Consider the following 22,174-nt stretch of genomic DNA (forward strand, 5'->3'; position numbering starts at 1 on the left):
AAATCCGGGGCAGAAAGCCCCGGAAATGTAATCTTAATTGTGGCAATGAAATGAGCAGTTGCCGGACAAAAATGAGAGCTGAATTTGGACAAGATAAGGAATCACAAACAGCAGGCACCGCGGTGGCACACGTACTATCACGCAAGCGAATAGCGCAGTGGGTTAGATACTGTAGAAATTATGCCGCAAAGCACAGAAACGCCCCTGCAAGGACGCAGGGGCGAGGAGAACCGCGCCATGGACGGCACGTTTCGACGGTTTCGTCAAGCATAGAAACCCTCCAAGCATAATTTCGTACAGTATCTTACCCACGAAGCGTAGCGCGTGGGATAGTACGTGTGCCACCGCAGTACCCGCGGCAGCGCCCCGTACTACATGTCAAAATTCAAAAATCTACACAAACTTCTGTGCAAGCTCATCACATATAATCTGCTCTTCCTTCTCTGCAGTCTCTCTATCCACTGCACTGACAGAAATATAAGTCTTAAGCTTCGGCTCTGTACCTGAAGGTCTCACAACCACTGAGCAGTTGCCCTCAAGCATAAACTTAAGCACATCAGACTTAGGAAGCCCGTTGAGTCCCTTGCTGTAATCCTGGCACTCTATAACCTTCTTGCCACCGATAGTGTCAAGACCCTTGTGGAACTCAGCCATGATATCCTGCATCTTTGCAAAGCCTGCAGAGCCGTCAAACTCATATGAGTGAAGAGTATTGAGGCAGTAGCCGTATTTCTCATAGAGAGAATGGAGCTTGTCAATGAGGCTGATGCCCTGTGTCTTATAGTAAGCAAACATCTCACAGATGAGGAAAGCACCGTTAACAGCGTCTTTGTCGCGCACATATGTGCCGCTTAAGTAGCCGTAGCTCTCCTCGAAGCCAAAGATGTATGAGTCAGATTTTCCCTCTTTCTCTAATCGTCCAATCTGCTCTCCGATAAACTTAAAGCCTGTGAGCAGGTTGACTGTTCTTACCCCGTAATCGGCTGCTATTCTGTCTGCCATATCGATTGTAACGATGGTCTTGCAGAGTACAGGGTCCTTTGGCATAGTTCCCATTGCAATTCTTCGCTCGCAGACATAGTTTAATAAGAGCATACCTGTCTCATTTCCTGAAAGAAGTACGTACTCTCCCGCTGCATTTTTGACTGCGATTCCGACACGGTCACAGTCAGGATCTGTTGCAAGAAGAAGGTCTGCGTTACATTTCTTTGCATACTCCATACCAAGTGCCATAGCTTCCTTAATCTCAGGGTTTGGATATGGGCATGTAGGGAAATTGCCGTCAGGATTTTCCTGCTCCTTTACTACTGTGATATTTGTGTAGCCTGTCTCCTTTAATGTGCGAAGCACCGGCTTAAGACCGGTTCCGTTAAGAGGTGAGTAAACGATTGCCACGTTCTTGTCCACCTTTACGCTGTCATCGAGAAGAGACTGCTTTTTAACCTCATCAACAAAGGCTGTGAGCACATCCTCGGAAATATATTTAATCTGACCATCTGCAACACAAGACTCAAAATCAGACTGCTTTACATCAGCAAAGATATCAAGCTTCTCTATCTCGGCAAGAATCTCTGCCGCTGCCTCTGTGGTAATCTGGCATCCGTCAGCGCCGTAAACCTTGTAGCCATTGTATTTGCTAGGGTTATGGCTGGCTGTGATCATGACACCTGCCGATGTGCCGAGATATCTTGTGGCAAATGACACGGTTGGCACCGGAAGAAGCTCTGGCCAGATATTGACCTGCACGCCGTTTGCGGCAAATACAGATGCTGCAACCTTCGCGAACACATCAGACTTGATACGGCTGTCATAACCGATGGATACTGATGGTGCATCAAAGTTTGCTACGAGATAGTTTGCAAGACCCTGCGAAGCCTTTGCCACTGTGTATACATTCATGCGGTTGGTTCCTGCTCCGATTGTACCGCGGAGCCCACCTGTACCAAATGCCAGATTTCTGTAAAATGCATCCTCAATCTTTGCAGGATCATTTTCTATTGCCTTAAGCTCTGCTGCAACGTCTGCATCTGCTGTTGCTGATGTGAGCCAGAGCTTGTATTCTTCATTGTAATCCATAATTTCATATCTCCTACTAGTTTTTTTGTTTGACAGTCTTTTTTATAACCATGTTGCCTGAAATAACACTCATTCCATGACCTGATTTCGGGTTTCTTATCTGCTTTAATATCTTTTCCAGAGCAACTCGTGCCATAGCCTTTTTATTCACCTCATATGTGGTGATATTCCTATCCGGCAATCCCGGATACAGATAATTATCAAAGCCTACAACCGAGATATCATCAGGCACACGGATTCCTCTATCATTCAGCTTGTCCATAACCAGGCTTGCCGCCAGGTCGCAGTTACACACGAAGCCTTTTGGCAGCTTATGCGGCAGGTCAAACTCCATATGTCCAAACTCATCGCGATCCTCTATAAGCCACTCCGGATGGATATTTTTGCCGTGCAGCGTCATTGACTTCATGAAGCCACAGTAACGGTCCATAATACTGCTTGTACTGAATATCGAGCCCACAAAAGCAAGCTCATCAACTCCCTGTTCAAACATATACTCTGTCAGCATAAACATCCCATAAAAATTATCCTGTATTACAGCATCCTCTGCCAGCTTGCTATCATAAAAATCCATGAAAACAAGCGGGATATCAGAATTTTCCTTAAGATGACTGATATATGTCTTGTCAATCTCACCAATCACCACAAGACCATCCAGGCGACCTTCCTCAAGACATGCAGGCATCTTATAAGTCTTTATCTCATCCTCTTTTTTTAAAACTTCAACAGCAGTAAAGCAGTGCTTTTCGGTGGCAATTATTGCCATATCCTGATACATTCTCCAGTAGAAGGTCGTATACTGTGCCAGATAATTTTCTGCAATCAAAACTCCTATTGTATAAAATTCCCGTGCCTCCTTAATCTGTCTTCTGGCAGACGGAGGCTGATATCCCATCTCATCTGCAACCTCCTGAATTTGTTTACGAAGTTCTTCGCCGACACCCTTATTTCCAGAAAGTGCATTGTGTACGGTGACAGTACTGACGCCTATACGCTCAGCAATGTCAGACAGTCTTACTTTCTCCATTTATTCACCTCGGTTTATTAAATTTAACCTTAATTAGTTAATTTAATTACATACCAATTAAGTACCATTGTCTATTTCTTTTTGAAATGATACAGTCTGCTGGTTGCATCCCCCCACATGCCTTTTACAAGAAAACCGCCTTTCATCAGAAGCTCTCCAGAATACATCGCATCTGTGCCTTCGAGCATATAGGAAGCCTTTGGGTCAAGTCCCATGAGTTTCACCTTTTTGCTCTTACTATTAGGAACACCACGCACCTGAACATATGTCATGAGTGCTTGTGACTTGTCCTTTGTTACAACCATATAACAATCATACTGCTTATTTTGTGAGTATGAAGCAATTCTGTAATAATCGCCTTCTCTGACAAGGTCATTATATTTGTGATACATAGCGGTCTGCTCCGAAATCAGTGCACGCTCAGCTTCAGGCAGCTTTGTGATATCCAGTTCATAGCCAAAGGTTCCAGCAAGTGCCACGTGGCCTCTTGTCTCAAAAGATGTGTTTCTTCCGACTGCATGGTTTGGACAGACACTCACATGTGCTCCAATCGTTGAAAGCGGATATATAAGAGCTGTTCCTTCCTGTATTTCAAGTCTCTCAACCGCATCCGTATCATCTGAGCACCATATCTGAGGACTGTAGTAGAGCATACCCGGATCAAATCTCGCTCCACCGCCTGAGCAGTTCTCAAGCAGTAAATCAGGGAACTCAGTAACAAGTCTCTCCTGCATCTCATACACACCAAGTACATATCTGTGGAAAAGCTCCTGCTGTGATTCACTGTCCAAATATGTACTTCCAAGGTCAGAAAGCTGCCTGTTCATATCCCACTTCACATACTCAATATTTGCACTGTGAAGTATTTTTGACACACATCCGTATGCATAGTCTACTACCTTTGGATTGGAAAGGTCGAGCACATACTGCTGTCTGCTCTGTGTCGCCTCTCTGCCTTCAATATGTATAGCCCAGTCAGGGTGCTGTCTGTAAAGGTCTGAGTTTGGAGAAATCATCTCAGGCTCAAACCATATTCCAAACTTAAGTCCAATTTTATTAACCTCATCAACCAGATGCTTAAGACCTCCTGTAATCTTTTTCTCATTGACTACCCAGTCTCCGAGAGAACAGTCATCGCTGTTTCTTTCTCCAAACCAGCCGTCGTCCATGACGAGCATCTCTATACCATCCTTTTTTGCCTCCCTTGCAATATCAAGAAGCTTTTCTGTATTGAAATCAAAATAGGTTGCCTCCCAGTTGTTAATCAATATAGGACGCTTTTTATCCCTGTACGGACTTCTTATCATGTGCCTACGGTAGAAATCATGGTATGAGTGTGTCATTTTAGAAAGGCCCTCCCCTGAATATGTCATGACCACCTCAGGTGCCTGAAAGCTCTCTTTTGCTTTTAAGTTCCAGCAGAACTCATCCTGATTGATTCCCATCACCATACGAACCATGCCAAACTGAGTCTGTTCAACCTGTCCGATAAAGTTTCCTGAATACACAAAATTCATGGCGTACACACTGCCTGCAGTCTGCGTGGTCTCCGGTGTCACGAGTGCCATAAACGGATGCTCCTGATGTCCGGACTCACCCTTGTTGGATGATACATTCTGTTTGCCCAAATATACCGGATGTCTTTGAATATGACGTTCTCTCGCCCAAGAGCCGTGAAGTGTAATAACCTCAAAATCCTCATTGTCCATATCAAGACATGCACTATAGATTTTTTCTATTTTAAGTAGATTATCTCCTATATTTTCAAGGCGGACATTTCTCGTGATGACATCTTCTCTCTCAAATACCGAATATGATAAAACCACCTTAAGTCCAAGAATTTTATCAATACATGTAATCTCAAGCGTAGACACCTCATCAGCTGAACCAAATGATGAAGGAAGTCCCTTGAGCTTTGGTTTCCCCGGCATAACAGAATACGATTCGAAGAAAAACTCACAGCCCATGCTGCCTGCATCATTTCTGATATTCAGACAGCTCTCCCTGTAATCACCTATACCTCCGCATGATAATTCCATCGGAAAAAAATCCAAAAATGCACTTTTTTCCCTTTTATTTACCGATGGTGTAAAAGGCGGCTCATCAGTGCGAAGCAGATAATATGCAGCATCCGATTCAAGCCTTTTTCCATAATACACATGTCCCACATACCCTTCCGGTGTTATGCCTATCAGATATGTGGAATTATCAGTATCCAGTTTAAAAATTCTGTTGTTTTCATTATATTTAATTGCCATAGCTTTTAGTTCTCCATATAGCTTAGTCTAAATGTGATATCAATTAATTATTCCCTTTATACTGCAGATGCAATAATCTTCATTTATGCTTCCACCCCTTCAAATATTATACTATCAAATTAAGTATTTTTAAGTATAAAATTTATAAATTTCTGGCATGCTTCATGATGTCTGCCCTCTGTCGGAAATACTACAATCAGCTTCTCATCATCTTTATTATCAAGACTATCCATAAGCCCTGTATCAGAAATATCAATACCAGATATTCCATCTTCATCGTACACGCTAAGTCCTTTTGTGTCATACTCATCCATTGATTTATACACAGCGCCCACACTCTGACAGTATTTTGCAAAATCAACCGTTGTAATAATTGCGTCAAATTCACCATTTGAATACCTGATAAAAAATTTATCAAATATACCTGTGTTGGCATCCTCAAGTTCATGTCCCGGATATGAAATATTGTAATCCGAATCAATATCCACATACCTTAAATCAATGCCACTTTCATTTGCAAAATCACTTTCCAGCTCACAATCCCTGCCATAATCAATCCTTTGATTTATAAGTGCACATGAAAACTCCGGCTTCTTTGCCGGAAAACAAAAATGCACAACAAGAAATACAATAAGCCCTATTGCAGCACATACGCCAAGTATAGGCCACTTATAATACATGACAATATATTCGATTTTTTCTTTAAGACTCATATCTTTTCTCATTTTGCTTTTTTTCATATTAATTCACGTTCCTTATTCGGCTAATTTTTAAACAACAATTGGCTCTGCAAAAAAGCAGAGCCAAAAATCTCACAGTCTCTATGACAGCAATTCCAGATTCTTTGAAATAAGCTCGCATCTTTGCTTCACACAATCAGGTGAACGATGAGGGTCCTTAGGTGTATTAAACAGGTAATCCTCGAGCTTGTCAATAGTAGTTGTTGCAACATGCATTCTTGTGTCCGAAGAAGCATAATAGATATATACGTCACCATTTTCTCTGGCAATGGCACCGTTTGTGAATACCACATTTGAGACATCTCCCACTCTCTCTTTTCCGAGAGGAACAAGAAATACTCCAGATGGCTCTGCTATCACCTTCGCAGGGTCATTCAAGTCTGTCGCAAAAGCATATAGCACATAACGAAGTCCCGCTGCTGTATTTCTAACACCGTGAGCTATGTGAATCCAGCATTTCTTTCCCTTGAAAGGAACTGCACCGGCACCGTTTTTTGCCTCTGTAAGTGTATGATATACGCGTCTGCTGATGATTTTTTCTTCATTTATTACAGCATGCTTTATGTCATCACACAGTCCAAAGCCTATTCCACCGCCGCTTCCTGTCTCGATGAAACCATCCATAGGACGTGTATAAAATGCATATTTTCCATCCACAAACTCAGGATGAAGCACAACATTTCTCTGCTGTGGTGACTGAAGTGTCTTTAAATTGTCAAGGCGCTCCCAAGTCTTTAAATCCTTTGTCCGCACGATTCCCGCCTCAGCAACCGCCGCTGAAAGATCCGGGTCATTTTTATCCTTGCTCTCTGAGCAGAATACTCCATAAATGTATCCATCCTCATGCTTTGTCAGACGCATATCATATACATTCGTCTCATCAGGACAGGTATCCGGAAGCACTACCGGATAATCCCAGAATTTAAATCCATCTATTCCGTTATCGCTCTCTGCTACTGCAAAAAAGGACTTTCTGTCATTTCCCTCAACTCTTGCCACAAGATAAAACTTTCCGTTCATCTCAATAGCACCTGAATTCATAACTGCATTCACTCCGAGACGCTCCATAAAGTACGGATTTGTCTCCTCATTGATATCATATTTCCAAGTTACAGGAATGTGGTTTCTTGTGAGAACAGGATCCACATATCTGTCATATATTCCATTATAGAAGTCACTTTTGCGGTTTTTCTTCTGCTGTAATTTCTCTAATTTTGCCTGCTCAACAAAATACTGTTTATGTATCATTGCGCATCCTCCTGCTAATTTTTAATTCATATCTATGCTATAGCTTATAAAGTACTCAGGTATAAATATTTTGTTATTTTACAAGCATCTTCTGATTATCTCCATGCACATTCTGCCGTTGTGATATGGACACTTCCAAGGCTCCACAATCGGCTTTCTGCTAACCGGATTATTATCCTTGTCAAGATCCCAGAACCACTCAGATCCCTCTCTCTTGTCGATAATATAGTTCTTGATATAATCCCAAAGCTGCTCTGTGATATCTTTATATTTTTCTTCTCCGGTCTTTTCATAGCAATTGTAGAAGCCAACCATGGCCTCAGCCTGAACCCACCATACTCTCGTGGTATCAACAACTCCTTTGAAGCACTCATTGTTCATTGCACCATCTGCAAGTGCCTCATTGTATACCTCTGCCACCAGCTTATTTGTGTAAGCATTTGTATCAGCCTTGATTTTATCATCTGAAAGTACTGTGGCAGCTCTATCCAAAAGCCACGATGCCTCTATATCATGTCCGTATGAGTAAAGATCTGATATTGTATTCATCTTCTCATCGAAGAATACCTCCAGGCGATTTGTCTTTTCGTTGTATACCTGATTTCTGAATGCATCAAGTATCTTTACTAAAGCAGACCTTACTTTTTCATCCTTATTCACACGGTACAGCTCTGTATATGCCTCAAGCACATGAAGTAAAGTGTTCATAGTCTTGTCTGCAAGCAGACCATTCTCTGACAGCTTATCATTATCCTCAAGCTCCCATTTTCGGTTGAAGGACTCGAGATATCCGTAGCTGTCGGTTCCAATCGTCTCAATTTTTTCAAACAGACTCATGGCAAAATCCAGAGCACTACTGTCATTTGACGCTGCATAATATGAAGAAAGCGCGTAAATTGCAAAAGCCTGATTATAAATGTGCTTTGTCGTATCCAGTGGCAGTCCATCATATGTAACTGACCAAAACACACCACCATATTCCTTGTCCTCACAGCAGTCACGCATAAAGCTGTATGCGTGAGCTGCCTCATCAAGAAGGGATTTGTCCTTAAGAGTCATATAGGCATTGGCAAAAAACCAAAGGATTCGGCTGTTTAATATGCAGCCCTTTTCATACTCCTTATCCACGTTCAGGTCAAAATCCATATATCCGTAATAGCCGCCGTGCTCATCGTCACGGAGCCTCTTCCAAAAGGGAATTATTCTGTCTGTCAATTCCCTTCTCACCTCATGTGCCAAGTTCATAATTAACGCCTGCCTATCTCTGTATCGTTTTCTCTTACTACACTGTGTGCCTTGATGTAGTCAACGAGCTCATCTGCATATGCGAACGCAAGTCCTACATAGCTGTCTGCTGCTCCATAGTAGATTGCCATCTTGTTTGTCTTGCTGTCATGTATTGTTGCGCATGGGAAGCATACGTTTGGCACAAAGCCCCTCTCCTCATACCACTCCTCTGGAGTGAGAAGGAAATTCTCGCAACGATATTTAACAATTGAAGGATTATCAATATCAAGGATTGCTCCACCGATGCTGTAAACATATCCGTTACATGTTCCACTTACACCATGGTAAAGAAGAAGCCAGCCCTCGCTTGTCTCAATAGGAGCTGCACCTCCGCCGATCTTGAGTGACTCCCACCATTCGCTTGATTTTCCCATCACATGACGGTGCTTTCCCCAATAAACCATATCCTTGCTCTCTGAGAGGAAGATATCACCAAATGGAGTGTGGCCACTGTCACTTGGTCTTGAAAGCATAAGAAAATTTCCGTTTACCTTTCTTGGGAAAAGTACCGCATTTCTATTAAATGGGAGGAAAGGATTTTCTATACGAATAAAAGTCTTAAAATCTGTAGTTTTAGCAACACCGATTGCTGCTCCGTAAAAGTCCTGGCACCAGATAACATAGTATGTGTCTTCAACCTTTACAAGTCTTGGGTCATAAGCGTAGATTGGCATGAAAGGCTTTCCTTCCTCATCTACAAACTCAATTTTATTTTTGTCAAAATTCCAATGAACAGCATCCTCGCTTCTGCCAAGATAGATATATGGTATTCCGTTTGTCTGCTCTCCACGGAATACTCCTATGAAGGCTCCTTCATATGGAATAACAGCACTATTAAAAATTCTGGCTACACCCTCCACCGGATTTCTTCCAATGATAGGGTTTTGTGAATATCTCCAGATAGGTGCTCCTTTTAAATTTTCAGGTTTCTCCTCCCAGGGTACATTGTCAACCTCAGGACATATTAATCTAAAATCACTCATTTATATGGTCTCCTATTCTCTTATTAAATACTATTATTGTTTATTAACCCTTTACTGCACCTGATGCCATTCCACTGTACACCTGCTTTTGGAATATCAGGAAGAATATAAGTATAGGTGCTATTGTAATCAGCACACCTGCACAGATGTAGTTGTACTGGTTTCCGTAAGGGCCTGTAAATGTATATAAAGCTGTCGAAATCGTCTTAAGCTCCTCATTCTGTAAATAAAGGCTTGATGCGTAGTACTCGTTGTACACGCTTACTCCTTTTAATACAAGTGAAGTCATAATTGCAGGCTTGAGCAATGGGAGCAGAATTTTGAAAAAGATTCCAAAATATGTGCATCCATCTATAATGGCCGATTCGTCAAGTGATACCGGCAGATTCTCGAAGAACTGGAGGAAGATATAGATGGATATAATATCTGTTCCCATCAGCACGATCATGTATCCATATAAATGATTGATGAGTCCTAATTTGTACATGATCTGATAAATAGTAACCTGCATTGCAATGCCCGGAAGCAGTGATGCGAAAAGGAACAGGTTCTCGATCATACCTCTGCCCGGAAATGTAAAACGGTTTAGTACATAAGCCGTCATTGCACTGATTAATACTGAGCAAATCAATACCACGATAAGTACGATAAACGTATTAGCGAAGCATTTAAACATATTTGCCTTCTCAATTGCTATCCTGAAGTTGTCAAAATACAGAAACGACTCCGGAAGCTGAAGAGCTGTCGATGAAGCGTATTCGTCGTTCGTCTTAAACGCTGCAAAAATACATACAAGGATTGGAACAAGTGCCACCAGTGCAGCAATTATAAGCATCACATATTTGAATATGTCAAATATAACTAATTTAATCTTATTGCCTTTCATTATGCACGCGCCTCCTTTTTAGCTAACTTTGCAGCCTTCTTTTTAGCTTTTACCGCTGCCTTTGACTCGTCAGATGAACCGTCATCAAATGCATACTTGAAGAAAAGCTTCTGCGCCACTGTAACAATTATTATAATTACAAGAAGCACTATAGCCATGGCACTTGCAAGACCAACCTTCTGATTCTCGTGTGCCAGTCTGTTCATAATTACAAAATATGTACCTGTTCCCATTCGTCCGTTTGTGATAACGTATGGTGGCTCAAATGCACTTAAAGAACCACTGATTGAGAGAACAAGGTTAAGTACTACTATTGATTTAATACTTGGCAGAATTATGTATTTAAACTGCTGCCATTTGTTTGCACCATCAAGTGATGCAGCCTCATAAAGGTCTGTGTCCACAGACATCATGGCTCCTAAGAAAAGTACCATGTTCTGTCCTGTATATCTCCATACAGATGTCGCAACAAGCGACCAGTTATTGATTTTTTGATCCTTTAACCAGAATGGTATATTATTCAGATTCATTCCAAACATCTGGAGTATAGTATCAAGTACCATTCCTCTCTGATAGAAGAATTTGAAAATAAATCCGACCGCAATACCGCAGATTAAGTACGGGAAAAACATTGTTGCCTTAAAAAAAGACTCACCTTTTACCTTAAACACAAATAATGTTGCAAAAAACAGTGCTAAAGCAAGCTGTATAACTGCACCAGCCATATAATATAAGCTGAGTAACAAAGATCCAAAGATATCTGATCTCTTAAAAACATCCACATAGTTCTTAATTCCGACCCATGTTCTTGGTCCAATATATTTCATGTCATAAAAACTAAATTGTACCATCTTTGCGAATGGAATATATGTAAATGTAAGTAATAATAAAAGCGGCACAATCATAAACGTTCCTATAAGAAGACGCTTTTGCACTTTTCTGCTTCTAAACCATTCACCAAATGATTTTTTCTGTGCTGCCGTAGCCGGATTACTCATAAATAGCTCCTTTCAGAATGCCTTTTGATGAAAAAGGCAGCTTCCTTTTTCAAGTTACTGCCTTTGACATCAAGAGCATATATATTACATCTCTTAGTTATTTAACTTCTACTCCGTTTGACTCCTGAGCTGATGTCCACTTGTCATTCCACTCGTTCATAATATCATCGAGTGTTGCATTGCCGTAAAGTGCTCCCTCAAGAACTTCACTCACTGGGTCATCTCCACTTAATACCTCAGCGTCGTTTGTGATCTTGTCATAGAGATCCTCTTCGCCCTTTACTGCTGCATTGTTTGAAAGAAGCTCTACGCCATTGAACTCCGAAAGTGCTGCCGGAAGATCTTTTCCCTTAACTTCTGGAATACTTCCCTCGTCATCAAAGATTGTTGAATCCTCGATAAGCCATTTGATGTAAAGCATTGATGCGATCTGGTTGTCTGTGCTTGCCTCTTTGTTTACAGCGTATGCGTAGTTTCCACCAGCTGCTGCAGACTGCTTGCCGTTTACAGAGATTGGGAATGGCATATATCCGATATCATCTGCATGATCACCAGCATCCTTGAACTGCTGTACGCACCATGAACCAAGTACCATTGTTGCAATTTCACCATTGTTAATCTTTGTCTTTGATGACTCCCAGTCAGAAGAAGCAGGATCATCCTCTACAAGCTTGTTTGATACTGCATTGTAAAGTGTGTAGTAAACTGCGTAAGGTCCGCTGTTCTCATCGTTCTTTGTGAATGGATTCTTCTGATGAAGAAGTTCGTTGTTCTTGTAATCAGGATCTCCGTTTGAAGCGATTCCTACATAATCATTCCAAGCACCCATTGTCCAGCCTGCTGAGAAGTTTGTGTAAAGAGGAATTGCATCTGTATTGTCCTTAATCTTCTTTAAGTCATTTAAGAACTCATCAGGTGTCTTTGGAAGCTCTGTAATTCCAGCTGCCTTCCATACTGCCTTGTTGTAAGCAACACCGCCAGCTGTACCACCGTTTGGAATACCGTATACTTTGTCATCGAACGCTTTCTCTGTCATGTAGTTGTATTTAGCATCCATTGTAGTTAAGTCATCAAGCTCTGTGAAGTAGTTTGCGAACTCGCTCTTATCTACCTTATTAGGAATGAAGCAGATATCGCCCCAGTCACCGTTTGTCAGTCTTAAAGTAACTGTCTCATCATAATCTGTGATTCCTTCATATGTAATGTTGATGTCCGGATACATCTTCTGGAATTCTTTAGCATACTCCTTGTATACTGTGTCACAGATATCTGTTCTGTTTGTAAGAATTTTGATATCAGCCTTTAAGTCCTTGTAATCCTCACCAACATTTAATGAGTCAAACTTAGGCACATCCTTGTTTGCGCTCTTCTGAGTATCGCCATTCCCTCCGTTTCCGCCGCAGGCTGTAAGTGATGCCACCATTGCTGCGACAAGTCCAATACTAATTAGCTTTTGCTTTTTCATATTGTTACCCTCCGTTTTAAGATTTAATTAGTTTTTTAATAGCTTTTTAGCTTGGTTTAATTCTAACGCTTAAGTGAGCGTTTTGCAAGTGTTTTTAAAGAATTTACGTTAATTCAGCGAATATAACATTGATTTAACTCTATTTTTATATATATTACACATAATATTGTCAAAAAATTGCTTAATTAACCATTTAATCACATTTTTTAATCATATTATTAATTATAATTTAATTACATTATATTAATTAACCACATTAAATCAGCATTATCAATTTATATCAGTTTAATCTCAGTTCATTTTTAGTTATAATAAATATAAGTTAATTACCTTTTTTTACGCTTACCACCATATAATTGTCTTATTTTAAAAGAAAATCGTTGCTGATTACACCTAAGTATAACCGGCAACGATTAAAAATATCTAAATTCGCTATATATCCTGAAAGCTTTTAAATTATGCATCTAAGCCTCTTTATTACAATAATATGCATTAATCACTCTCTCGGCAGGCTTTAAGTACACCTCGTAGTTCTTCTGATTATTTATATCTGCTTCATCATACAGATGATTGGACCATGACCAGATGCATACACCCTTAAGCCATGGCCTCTTCATACATTTTGACAACATCTCATCAAACCATACAGCATGTCCATCCAGGTCGCTTTCCCCTTTTACCTCCCAGTTATTTGGCACCTCAGGTGATCCTGCCACTGACATACAGCCGGTCTCTGCAAAGAAAAAAGGCTTATTATACTTTTCCACAACGGCTTCTATTCTGTCAAGCTGTCTGTCCCAGTCAGTAAGAGGATAATATCCGCTTGATGATATTATATCCACACAGTCCCACCAGCTCACATTGTGTTCCTGGTATTTGTCAGTATTGTAGGATACCGCCCCATCATAGACTGACCGTATGGCAGCAATCACGTCACGCCACTCTTTTTCCCTGTGCTCACTCATCACCAGCTCACAACCTGCAATAAACAGCTCGCAGCCATGTTCCTTAGCAATCCTTGCATAATGCACCTGAAAATCAGTGTATGACTTAAACCAGTTGCCCCATTTAGGCTCACACACCACATCCTCATCAAAGAAGCTGATAAATGCTCTCCATGTACCATCCATACAATTTACAGTAGGCTTAAGCGCCACCCTGAGGCCTAGCTTCTTTGCATAATCTATCATATTGCAAAGCTCATCGTCCGTCATTGTCCTGTCAGTGGTATATAAGATATCCTCAGAGTGTGCCGTCTTCTGCAGTCCACCCGGCACAAACGTCACGAAATTGGCTCCTGTGCGCTCCTTCATAAGCCTAAGACTCTCCCTTGCCTCAGTCGTATCGAAATCCCCTGCTCCCGCAAACGGTGCAAACGTAAATCCTTTAATGTACTCCATGTCATCCTCCATATTCTCTTATTATAGTTTTTTGTTTATTGAGTATATATCATCTTTTCGAATAAATTGCAAATTAAAATATAATCGTACCCCGCACCGCGGGTGAATGGCTTTGCTTCACTCCTATAACGAAAAAGAGATATCCTTCGTGGATATCTCTTTTTGTTATAAGAGCGATAGACGGGGCTCGAACCCGCGGTCTCGACCTTGGCAAGGTCGCGCGTTACCAACTACGCCACTATCGCATGTATTAAGTTGTGTGCTCTCTTGTGCTTGGCACGTGTTATATAATACATGATAGTAGCGTATCTGTCAACCATTATTTTAAATTTTTTGTAAAAATTTAAAATAAAATATTTTATAGACGCTTCACAGCATCCATCGCAAGCACCGAGCGTTCACATTCTTCTGCCGAGAGTGTATGATCACCAAGCAGAATAATCTTTGTTCCCTGACCGGATCGTGTTATGATTCCCTTCACCTGATTGGGTATCATATTCTGTGTTTCATCTATTATAAGGTTATCTGAAAACTTTTTCAAAAATTTCCAAAATAACTGTTGACAGATGCTCCTCTATCGTGTATTATATAACACGTGCTCGACACAAGAGAGCTCACAAACATAACAAATGCGATAGTGGCGTAGTTGGTAACGCGCGACCTTGCCAAGGTCGAGACCGCGGGTTCGAGCCCCGTCTATCGCTCTTATAACAAAAAGAGATATCCTTCATGGATATCTCTTTTTCGTTATAGGCAGGAATATCTGTCATATTTGCGCGTCCCCACACATATTATATATAAAACAACCACAGGAGGCGCATATGAGTGCAAAAACAAAAATCGTCGTTGTAAAAATGAAGCATGTCATTATGACCGGAGTGCTCCTGGGCATACTGCTTCTTCTGATAATTTTCGCTGCTACATATTTCTTTTCAGGTGATGAGCCAAAGCCTGCAGTCGAAGAAACCGGCATGTATACACCGGGTGTGTACAATACATCTGTAGCGCTGGGTGGGGCGGCTATCGATGTGTCTGTGGCGGTGGACAGTAATAACATTAACTCCATAAGCCTTGAAAACATGACTGATTCGGTGGAAACCATGTATCCGCTTGTTGAGCCTGCTATGAACGAGCTCGTATCGCAGATTGTGCAAAATCAATCCACCGATAATATTTCCTATGCCAATACCAGTCAGTACACCTCCAAAGTGCTGCTCAATGCCATTGATAGTACACTCTCCAAAGCAAAAAAATCTGACAGCTCAAATACCGAAGAAAATGCAAAGACTGTATCTGAATCACAAAAAGAGCACGGGGATTCTTCAAAAACTGAAAATACCTCGCAGTAACCTGCGAGGTATTTTAACTTAATCATATAAATCGTAAAATATATGTTATGTATCAAAAATATAATCTACTGCTCACTGTCTGTAGATAATCCCTGTAGATAATCGCTGACAGCACTGATATCTGCGTAATAGCAGTTCACCGGACGACTCTTCTCATAGTACTGATATCCGGAGTAACCGCCCCAGCCTACTAATGCGACTACAGCCGCAGCTGCAACAATTCGTGCTATAACACGCTTTACTTTATTTCTGGCATTTGTCTTTTTACGATTTGCCTTTTCATTCTTATATTTATCAACCTTTGCCTGACTCATTGCTTTTCTCCTTTAACTCAATGCAATAATTCTACTACATTTTGCGGGAGATATCAAGGCATTTCATCATAGCTTCAAAAACACTGCTTCTCATGCCCTTTTCCTCAAGCACACGCACAGCCTGGATAGTTGTTCCGGCCGGTGAGCACACCATATCCTTGAGCTCGCCCGGATGCTTTCCTGTCTCGAGAACCATTTTTGCACTTCCAAGCACTGCCTGGGCTGCAAATGTATATGCCTGGCTCCTTGGCATGCCGCCTGCTACAGCTGCATCTGCCATGGCTTCGATAAACATAAACACATATGCCGGTGAACTTCCGCTGACTGCTGTCACTACATCCATGAGCTTCTCGTCTATCATCTCAGCCTTTGAAAATCCCGAGCACAAATCAAGCACTGTATCAAGCTCTGCCTGCGATACTCTTTCATTTGCACAGACTCCCATCATGCCCTCACCAACCATGGCAGGTGTATTTGGCATGGTACGTATAACCTTTAAGCTCTTTCCAAACATCTCGTCAAACCACGAAAGTGACTTGCCCGGTGCAATCGAAACAATGATTTCATCGTCACTAACAGTGTCCTTTATCTCTGCTATAACCTCCTCATAGTACTGTGGCTTTACTGCTAAAAACAAAATATCTGCAAACTCTGCTACGCTCTTATTGTCCGCTGTCAGCCTGATTCCAAGCTCTGCTGCATTCTTTTCTCTGGAGCTTTCGGTCTTTGCAGATGCAAGAATATCGCTTGCCTGTGCCTTGCCTGATGCCAGCACTCCGTGTATCATTGCCTTTCCCATGTTTCCACAACCTATGAAGCCTAATTTCTTACTCATATTATCCTCCTGCCGTAATCAATATATCTGACTATTCAAAGCATCCAAAATCATGTTTAACAGTCAGTATTTTTGCAAACTATTTTAGCACACTTCATTCAATCATGCAAAATATCTTTTAACTCTAATATCATCTTATGCATCAAAACCTGAATGTACAGGCAGACCTCTGTGCTCAACAGGAGTGGAAAAAACTATCTGTGTACTTGTCTTGCCGAATTTCTGCAGATTGTTGATAAAGTCATCAAGCTCCTTCGTATCTAAAAACTCCACCTCTATGAGCATAGAATACTCTCCTGTCACACAATTGCACTCTATGACATTCTCCACACTCTCAATAAACGGATAAAACTCTTCCTTTTGTACAGGCTCCAGGTCCAGATTGACAAAAGCCTTTATCTTATAGCCCAGATTAACCGAATCAACAGTGGCATGATAGCCCTTTATGATTCCCTTGCTCTCCAATCTCTCTATTCTGGCTGTTACAGCCGGTGATGACAAAAACACCTGTGCCGCTATCTCCTTTATCGCTATACGTGCATTTTCCTGCAGCAGCTCTACTATTTTCTCATCAATCATATCCAATGCATTCTTAGTCAAGGTACCGCCTCCTAATCTCTCTTTTGTAAATGTGATTTTTCCAACAAAAAGAGGGCGCAGATAACCTAATATCTGAACACCCTCGTTCACTTTACTTTATTAATTAATTACTTTAGAAAAATAATATCATTAATCAATATTACTTGTCAAGATTAAGATCTGTAATCTCCGTTAATTTTTACATAATCATATGTAAGATCACAGCCCCATGCCTTGGCTGACACATCTCCCTGGTGTAAATCTATGTCGATGTAAATCTCGTCCTCATGCAGTATCTTTGCTGCCTCCTCCTCTGAGAAGTCAACTCCGGCACCGTTCTCGCACACCTTGATGCTTCCTGCTGTTGAGCGCAGGTGAAGCTCCACCTTGTCTATATCAAAATCAGCCTCCGCATAGCCTATAGCACAAAGGATTCGTCCCCAGTTGGCATCCTCGCCAAACATAGCACACTTTAAAAGTGGTGAACGGATAACGCTCTTTGCCACAATAATTGCTGTATCAAGATCAGGCGCACCTGCGCATGTGCACTCTAAAAGCTTTGAAGCACCCTCTCCATCCTTTGCAAGCATTCTTGTAAGATTTGAAAGTACCTCGTACAGTGCATCCTTAAAGGTCTGATAATCATCATTCTCTGTAGTAATAGGTGTGTTTCCTGCAAGACCGTTTGCCATGATGCTTACCATATCATTGGTAGAGGTATCGCCGTCAATGCTTAAGCAGTTGTAGGTAACCTTTACAATCTCGCTCAAGGCCTTCTGGATGAGCTCCGATGAAATGGCAACATCTGATGTGATAAAATTTAAGGTAGTAGCCATGTTCGGGTGAATCATGCCGCTTCCCTTTGCCATACCGCCTACTGTACACTCACTGTCTCCAAGCATGAACTTTACCGCATACTGCTTTGGAACGGTATCTGTAGTCATTATAGCGTTTACAGCCCTGTCGTTGCCGTCTGCCGAAAGTCCCTTTGCAAGCTCCTTTATATGGCTCTCGATAGGCTCAATAGGAAGCACCTGGCCAATAACTCCTGTAGATGCCACTATAACCTCGTTTGGATCAATCGAAAGCTCTGCTGCTACAAGCTCGCACATTCTCTGAGCCTTCTCTACTCCGTCAGCATTGCAGGTGTTGGCGTTTTTGCTGTTGGCAATAACAGCCTTTGCCGTATGTCCTGATGCCTCAAGGTGTGCCTTTGTCACCTGAATAGGCGCGCCCTTCACCTTGTTTGTTGTGTAAACAGCCGCCGCCTGACACTGTGTTTCTGAATAAACTAAAGCCAGGTCATTTTTGTTTTTGTCACTGTTTAATCCACAGTTTAATCCGTTTGCAACAAAGCCTTTTGCTGCACAGACACCCTTTTTTACCTTTATAAAACTCATTTGTATAATACCTCGATTCTTTTAATATGTCCAATCCCCAACATATCGTATTTTTGATATATGAACGATAGACTGTAACATCCTCTCGTTACTCTATCTCTTTCATGACGCTCTTGTAAGCCGGACGGATAATCTTGTTCATGCCGACAATCTCCTCAAGCCTGTGGGCACTCCAGCCAACGATTCGCGCAATGGCAAAAAGAGGTGTGTAAAGCTCCATAGGAATACCAAGCATATCATAAACAAAGCCGCTATAGAAATCGACATTCGGAGAAACACCCTTAAAGATATGGCGCTTTTCAGCGATAATCTCAGGAGCCACCTTCTCTATTGTATTATAGAGATTCATCTCATTATCTCTATTCTTTGCCACCGAAAGTTTCTCCACATAGCCTCTGAATATACGCTCTCGCGGGTCAGAAAGTGAATACACCGCATGTCCCATTCCATAGATGAGTCCCTTGTGGTCAAACACCTCACCATCCATCATTTTTCTTAGGTATGCTCTCACCTCATCCTCATCATCCCAGTGCTTCACATGCGAACGGATGTCCCGCATCATCTCCATCACCTTGATATTGGCACCGCCGTGCTTTGGTCCCTTAAGGGATGACATGGCTGCCGCGATAGCAGAGTATGTATCTGTACCTGCCGATGTAACCACACGGGTGGTAAATGTAGAGTTGTTTCCACCGCCGTGCTCCATGTGAAGAATAAGTGCCATATCAAGCACCCTTGCTTCAAGCTCTGTATATTGATTGTCAGCTCTGAGCATCCTAAGGAAGTTTTCAGCTGCCGAAAGCTTTGGATCCGGCCTGTGAATATACATGCTCTGATCATTTTCATAATGATTATACGCATGATAACCGTAAACTGCAAGCATCGGGAATATTGCAACAAGTGATAAGCACTGTCTGATATTGTTGTCGATGCCCGCCTTTGCTACAAGAGGATCATATGAAGCCAGTGTCAGTATACTTCTCGTCATGGAATTCATGATATCCTTTGACGGAGCCTTCATGATGACATCCCTCGTAAAGTTGGTAGGAAGGGTTCTGCTTCTTCCTAAAACCTCTGTAAACTCAGCCAATTCACTCTCAGATGGCAGCTGCCCGAAAAGCAGCAGATAAGCAATTTTTTCAAAACCAAACTCACCGGGCCTTAAGTTGTTTGTAAGCGTCTTTACATTGTAGCCCCTGTACCACAATTGTCCGTCACATGGCACGCTGCTGCCATCCTCGCCCGTTTTAAATGAAACAATCTCTGAAATATTCGTAAGACCTGTCAGAACTCCCTTTCCGTTTACATCCCTAAGTCCTCTGTTGACACCATATTCCCTGAAAAGACTATCTGAAATTGTGTCATTTTTGATACAAATATCCTGTTTTTTTGCAGCGTAATCCGCTAATAAATTATTGCTTTTTGACATCCATTCACCCTTCCTTTTTACCTTTAGGTGACTATTCAGAACCATCCACGCACATTCGCAAAACCGCACGATACTCGTGCTTTGTCTACACTCCGTTACAGTCCGCGCTGAACAAACGTCCCCCGGACGTTTAGCGCCGCTACTACGCAGCTAATTTTGCTCATATGTGTGGGGGTGGCTCTATTCGAGCCACCAGAGAACAGGAAAATCTGCTGCTTACATGCAAGCATGACGCATCAGCTTTTTTGTTCTCAGTGGTTCTGAATAGTTACCCTTTTAGAATATATTATATCCGTTTTCTTAGAAATTGGCAAACCCATTCATGAATCCGTAGCCAAAAATTTTATTTGGATAGTCGGTTTTTTCTTTTCTGCGGCAGTTTCTTACCATGGCATTTTTTATATCCACTCCGTTTGCGAGCAAAAGATTGCCTCTCACTATCATCCACTCCATGATGAGAGCCGCCACCGCTGCAGTGATTGCAGCAGCCGCCGATGTACCACTTAGTGCTATATACATTCCTCTTGGATTTGCCCCTGTGATATCCACAGCCGGTGCTACGAGATCCGGCTTTATTCCACCATCTGCGTCAAAGCCCCTTCCCGACTCTAAAAGTATTGCATCATTTAGGGAATTATAGCCTCCCGCCGTTATCACAAGCTTAGCATCCGAAGGCATGGTCAGCGTGGTATCAGGCTCCGAGACAATAAAGCTCACATCAGTATCAAGAAGTCCTGTCATCGGGAGCCACATATTAAAAACGCCTCCAATAGTCATAAGTGGAAATACCCTGATGGTCCACACTCCCTTCACCACCTTTTCAAAGCGGATAAATATAAGCATATCCCTCGTCTGTCTGCCGGTCTGCCTGTAGTCAATAGTCACCGCTGTTCCCTCAAGAAGAAATGAGTATTCACCGCTGTCTGGTCGCATTGGTACCCCGGCTGGATTTGATTGTCCGCTAGGCGATATGACGGAAAGCGTAAATAGCTCAGGTGAAAGTGCCCAGCATTCCAGATAAAAGCCATCCATATCCTGCTCAACATTTATCTCAATATCATCGACTGTATCTGTTATGCGCCCTTTATAATGATGCCTGCTGTTCGCCTCATTGCCCGCTGCCGCAACCACAGCCCTGCCTCTTTTTGCCGTGATATAGTCCAGATACTCTGAAAGATCCTCAGCTCCCGTGTGGCTTCCGTTATTGCAGCCAAGCGCCATGCAAAAGACAGCCGGTACTCCCTTTTGACCTGCAAACTCATCTGCAAAATGCACTGCTCTCATCACATCAGCCTCCGAGTACACTATTTTACGATCCGGAATAAAGTAGAAATCATACAGATTTTGAGGTGCCCTTTTCAGCTTTACGACAATAAGCTTAGCCTGTGGTGCCACACCTGCAAAATCATCCTGCGGTCTGTCATTGCCACATATCACGCTCGCCACAAACGTACCATGCCCATCCTCATCGCCCGGTATGCTCTCATATGGATTTTCCGATAAAATAGCAGCATTTATCTCATCCTCAGAATAAACCGTATCCGTATTCTGATCCCAGAGCACTGCAATCTTCGTCTTACCCTCAGGTGTCATAAAAGCCTCCTGCGCATAATTCACACCTGTGTCAATAACCACCACATACACACCATTTCCGTACAGTCCCGGAACAAACTCCCTTTGAAGCCTGAAAACACCGCTCTTTACAAGTCCCTGCGTGGATAAAGGAACAAGACACTTTGGAATAGCCGAATACGAATAAACTCCCACCAGAAGTGGTGGGAGTCTTTCGTAATCCTCATATGTCCATATCTCGTAGTCATTGCCCAATGTCTCTATGATATCAGGAGCTATTAACGGTGGAATGAACTCCTTTTTTGATACTATGAACTGCATATTTTAC

18 protein-coding genes, 2 tRNA genes and 1 pseudogene are annotated in these 22,174 nt (G+C 42.0%); 2 read left to right on the forward strand and 19 right to left on the reverse strand.

Annotated elements, in window-relative coordinates:
• Positions 1–393: 393 nt before the first annotated feature.
• From ACTQ1L_RS14410 to ACTQ1L_RS14470, 13 genes and pseudogenes are all read right to left on the reverse strand, one after another.
• Entirely contained in the window at positions 394–2,076 is a 1,683-nt protein-coding gene (locus tag ACTQ1L_RS14410; protein WP_441367881.1) for a phospho-sugar mutase, read from the reverse strand.
• Positions 2,077–2,092: 16 nt separating this feature from the next.
• The gene (locus tag ACTQ1L_RS14415) at positions 2,093–3,103 is read right to left on the reverse strand and encodes a LacI family DNA-binding transcriptional regulator (RefSeq protein ID WP_441367882.1); all 1,011 of its coding nucleotides are present in this window, start codon (positions 3,101–3,103) and stop codon (positions 2,093–2,095) included.
• A 71-nt stretch (positions 3,104–3,174) separates the two neighbouring features.
• Positions 3,175–5,361, reverse strand: a complete 2,187-nt coding sequence (locus tag ACTQ1L_RS14420; protein ID WP_441367884.1) for an alpha-galactosidase — start codon at positions 5,359–5,361, stop codon at positions 3,175–3,177.
• Positions 5,362–5,480: 119 nt separating this feature from the next.
• On the reverse strand, positions 5,481–6,101 hold the full coding sequence (locus tag ACTQ1L_RS14425; protein WP_441367886.1) for a hypothetical protein: 621 nt from the start codon (positions 6,099–6,101) through the stop codon (positions 5,481–5,483).
• An 81-nt stretch (positions 6,102–6,182) separates the two neighbouring features.
• Complete coding sequence (locus ACTQ1L_RS14430; RefSeq protein ID WP_441367888.1) at positions 6,183–7,349, reverse strand: glycoside hydrolase family 130 protein; 1,167 nt, start codon at positions 7,347–7,349, stop codon at positions 6,183–6,185.
• A gap of 78 nt (positions 7,350–7,427) precedes the next feature.
• Positions 7,428–8,594 (reverse strand): AGE family epimerase/isomerase, encoded by a 1,167-nt coding sequence (locus ACTQ1L_RS14435; RefSeq protein WP_441367889.1) that lies wholly within the window; start codon positions 8,592–8,594, stop codon positions 7,428–7,430.
• 2 nt (positions 8,595–8,596) lie between these two features.
• Entirely contained in the window at positions 8,597–9,619 is a 1,023-nt protein-coding gene (locus ACTQ1L_RS14440) for a glycoside hydrolase family 130 protein (protein ID WP_441367891.1), read from the reverse strand.
• A gap of 43 nt (positions 9,620–9,662) precedes the next feature.
• Entirely contained in the window at positions 9,663–10,505 is an 843-nt protein-coding gene (locus tag ACTQ1L_RS14445) for a carbohydrate ABC transporter permease (protein ID WP_441367892.1), read from the reverse strand.
• Positions 10,505–11,503: a carbohydrate ABC transporter permease gene (locus ACTQ1L_RS14450; RefSeq protein ID WP_441367893.1), complete on the reverse strand. Its 999-nt coding sequence runs from the start codon at positions 11,501–11,503 to the stop codon at positions 10,505–10,507. Before ACTQ1L_RS14450 ends, ACTQ1L_RS14445 begins: the two co-directional genes overlap by 1 nt.
• A 97-nt stretch (positions 11,504–11,600) precedes the next feature.
• On the reverse strand, positions 11,601–12,968 hold the full coding sequence (locus tag ACTQ1L_RS14455; RefSeq protein ID WP_441367895.1) for an ABC transporter substrate-binding protein: 1,368 nt from the start codon (positions 12,966–12,968) through the stop codon (positions 11,601–11,603).
• 464 nt (positions 12,969–13,432) lie between these two features.
• Positions 13,433–14,368, reverse strand: a complete 936-nt coding sequence (locus ACTQ1L_RS14460) for a glycoside hydrolase family 113 (RefSeq protein WP_441367897.1) — start codon at positions 14,366–14,368, stop codon at positions 13,433–13,435.
• A 172-nt stretch (positions 14,369–14,540) separates the two neighbouring features.
• Positions 14,541–14,613 (reverse strand) — tRNA-Gly (locus ACTQ1L_RS14465).
• Between the two features lie 113 nt (positions 14,614–14,726).
• A pseudogene (locus ACTQ1L_RS14470) lies at positions 14,727–14,888 on the reverse strand (PhoH family protein); the annotation flags it as partial.
• A gap of 111 nt (positions 14,889–14,999) precedes the next feature.
• Between ACTQ1L_RS14470 and ACTQ1L_RS14475 the strand changes: the two are divergent.
• Positions 15,000–15,072: transfer RNA gene (locus tag ACTQ1L_RS14475), tRNA-Gly, on the forward strand.
• A 117-nt stretch (positions 15,073–15,189) separates the two neighbouring features.
• On the forward strand, positions 15,190–15,717 hold the full coding sequence (locus ACTQ1L_RS14480; RefSeq protein ID WP_441367899.1) for an FMN-binding protein: 528 nt from the start codon (positions 15,190–15,192) through the stop codon (positions 15,715–15,717).
• Positions 15,718–15,782: 65 nt separating this feature from the next.
• Here ACTQ1L_RS14480 and ACTQ1L_RS14485 read toward each other — a convergent pair whose 3' ends face one another.
• The 6 genes from ACTQ1L_RS14485 to ACTQ1L_RS14510 form a co-directional block, all read right to left on the reverse strand.
• The gene (locus ACTQ1L_RS14485; protein WP_015568836.1) at positions 15,783–16,031 is read right to left on the reverse strand and encodes a hypothetical protein; all 249 of its coding nucleotides are present in this window, start codon (positions 16,029–16,031) and stop codon (positions 15,783–15,785) included.
• Positions 16,032–16,065: 34 nt separating this feature from the next.
• Complete coding sequence (gene proC / locus ACTQ1L_RS14490; protein ID WP_055238709.1) at positions 16,066–16,866, reverse strand: pyrroline-5-carboxylate reductase; 801 nt, start codon at positions 16,864–16,866, stop codon at positions 16,066–16,068.
• Between the two features lie 135 nt (positions 16,867–17,001).
• A complete protein-coding gene (locus ACTQ1L_RS14495) occupies positions 17,002–17,451 on the reverse strand; it encodes an Lrp/AsnC family transcriptional regulator (RefSeq protein WP_441367913.1) in 450 nt (149 codons plus the stop codon).
• Between the two features lie 167 nt (positions 17,452–17,618).
• On the reverse strand, positions 17,619–18,845 hold the full coding sequence (gene argJ, locus ACTQ1L_RS14500) for a bifunctional glutamate N-acetyltransferase/amino-acid acetyltransferase ArgJ (RefSeq protein WP_441367901.1): 1,227 nt from the start codon (positions 18,843–18,845) through the stop codon (positions 17,619–17,621).
• Between the two features lie 88 nt (positions 18,846–18,933).
• The gene (locus ACTQ1L_RS14505; RefSeq protein WP_441367903.1) at positions 18,934–20,274 is read right to left on the reverse strand and encodes a citrate/2-methylcitrate synthase; all 1,341 of its coding nucleotides are present in this window, start codon (positions 20,272–20,274) and stop codon (positions 18,934–18,936) included.
• Between the two features lie 300 nt (positions 20,275–20,574).
• Complete coding sequence (locus tag ACTQ1L_RS14510) at positions 20,575–22,167, reverse strand: S8 family peptidase (protein WP_441367905.1); 1,593 nt, start codon at positions 22,165–22,167, stop codon at positions 20,575–20,577.
• Positions 22,168–22,174: the final 7 nt, after the last annotated feature.

Source organism: Agathobacter sp. LCP21S3_B2 (genome assembly GCF_052118705.1).
Classification (GTDB): domain Bacteria; phylum Bacillota; class Clostridia; order Lachnospirales; family Lachnospiraceae; genus Roseburia.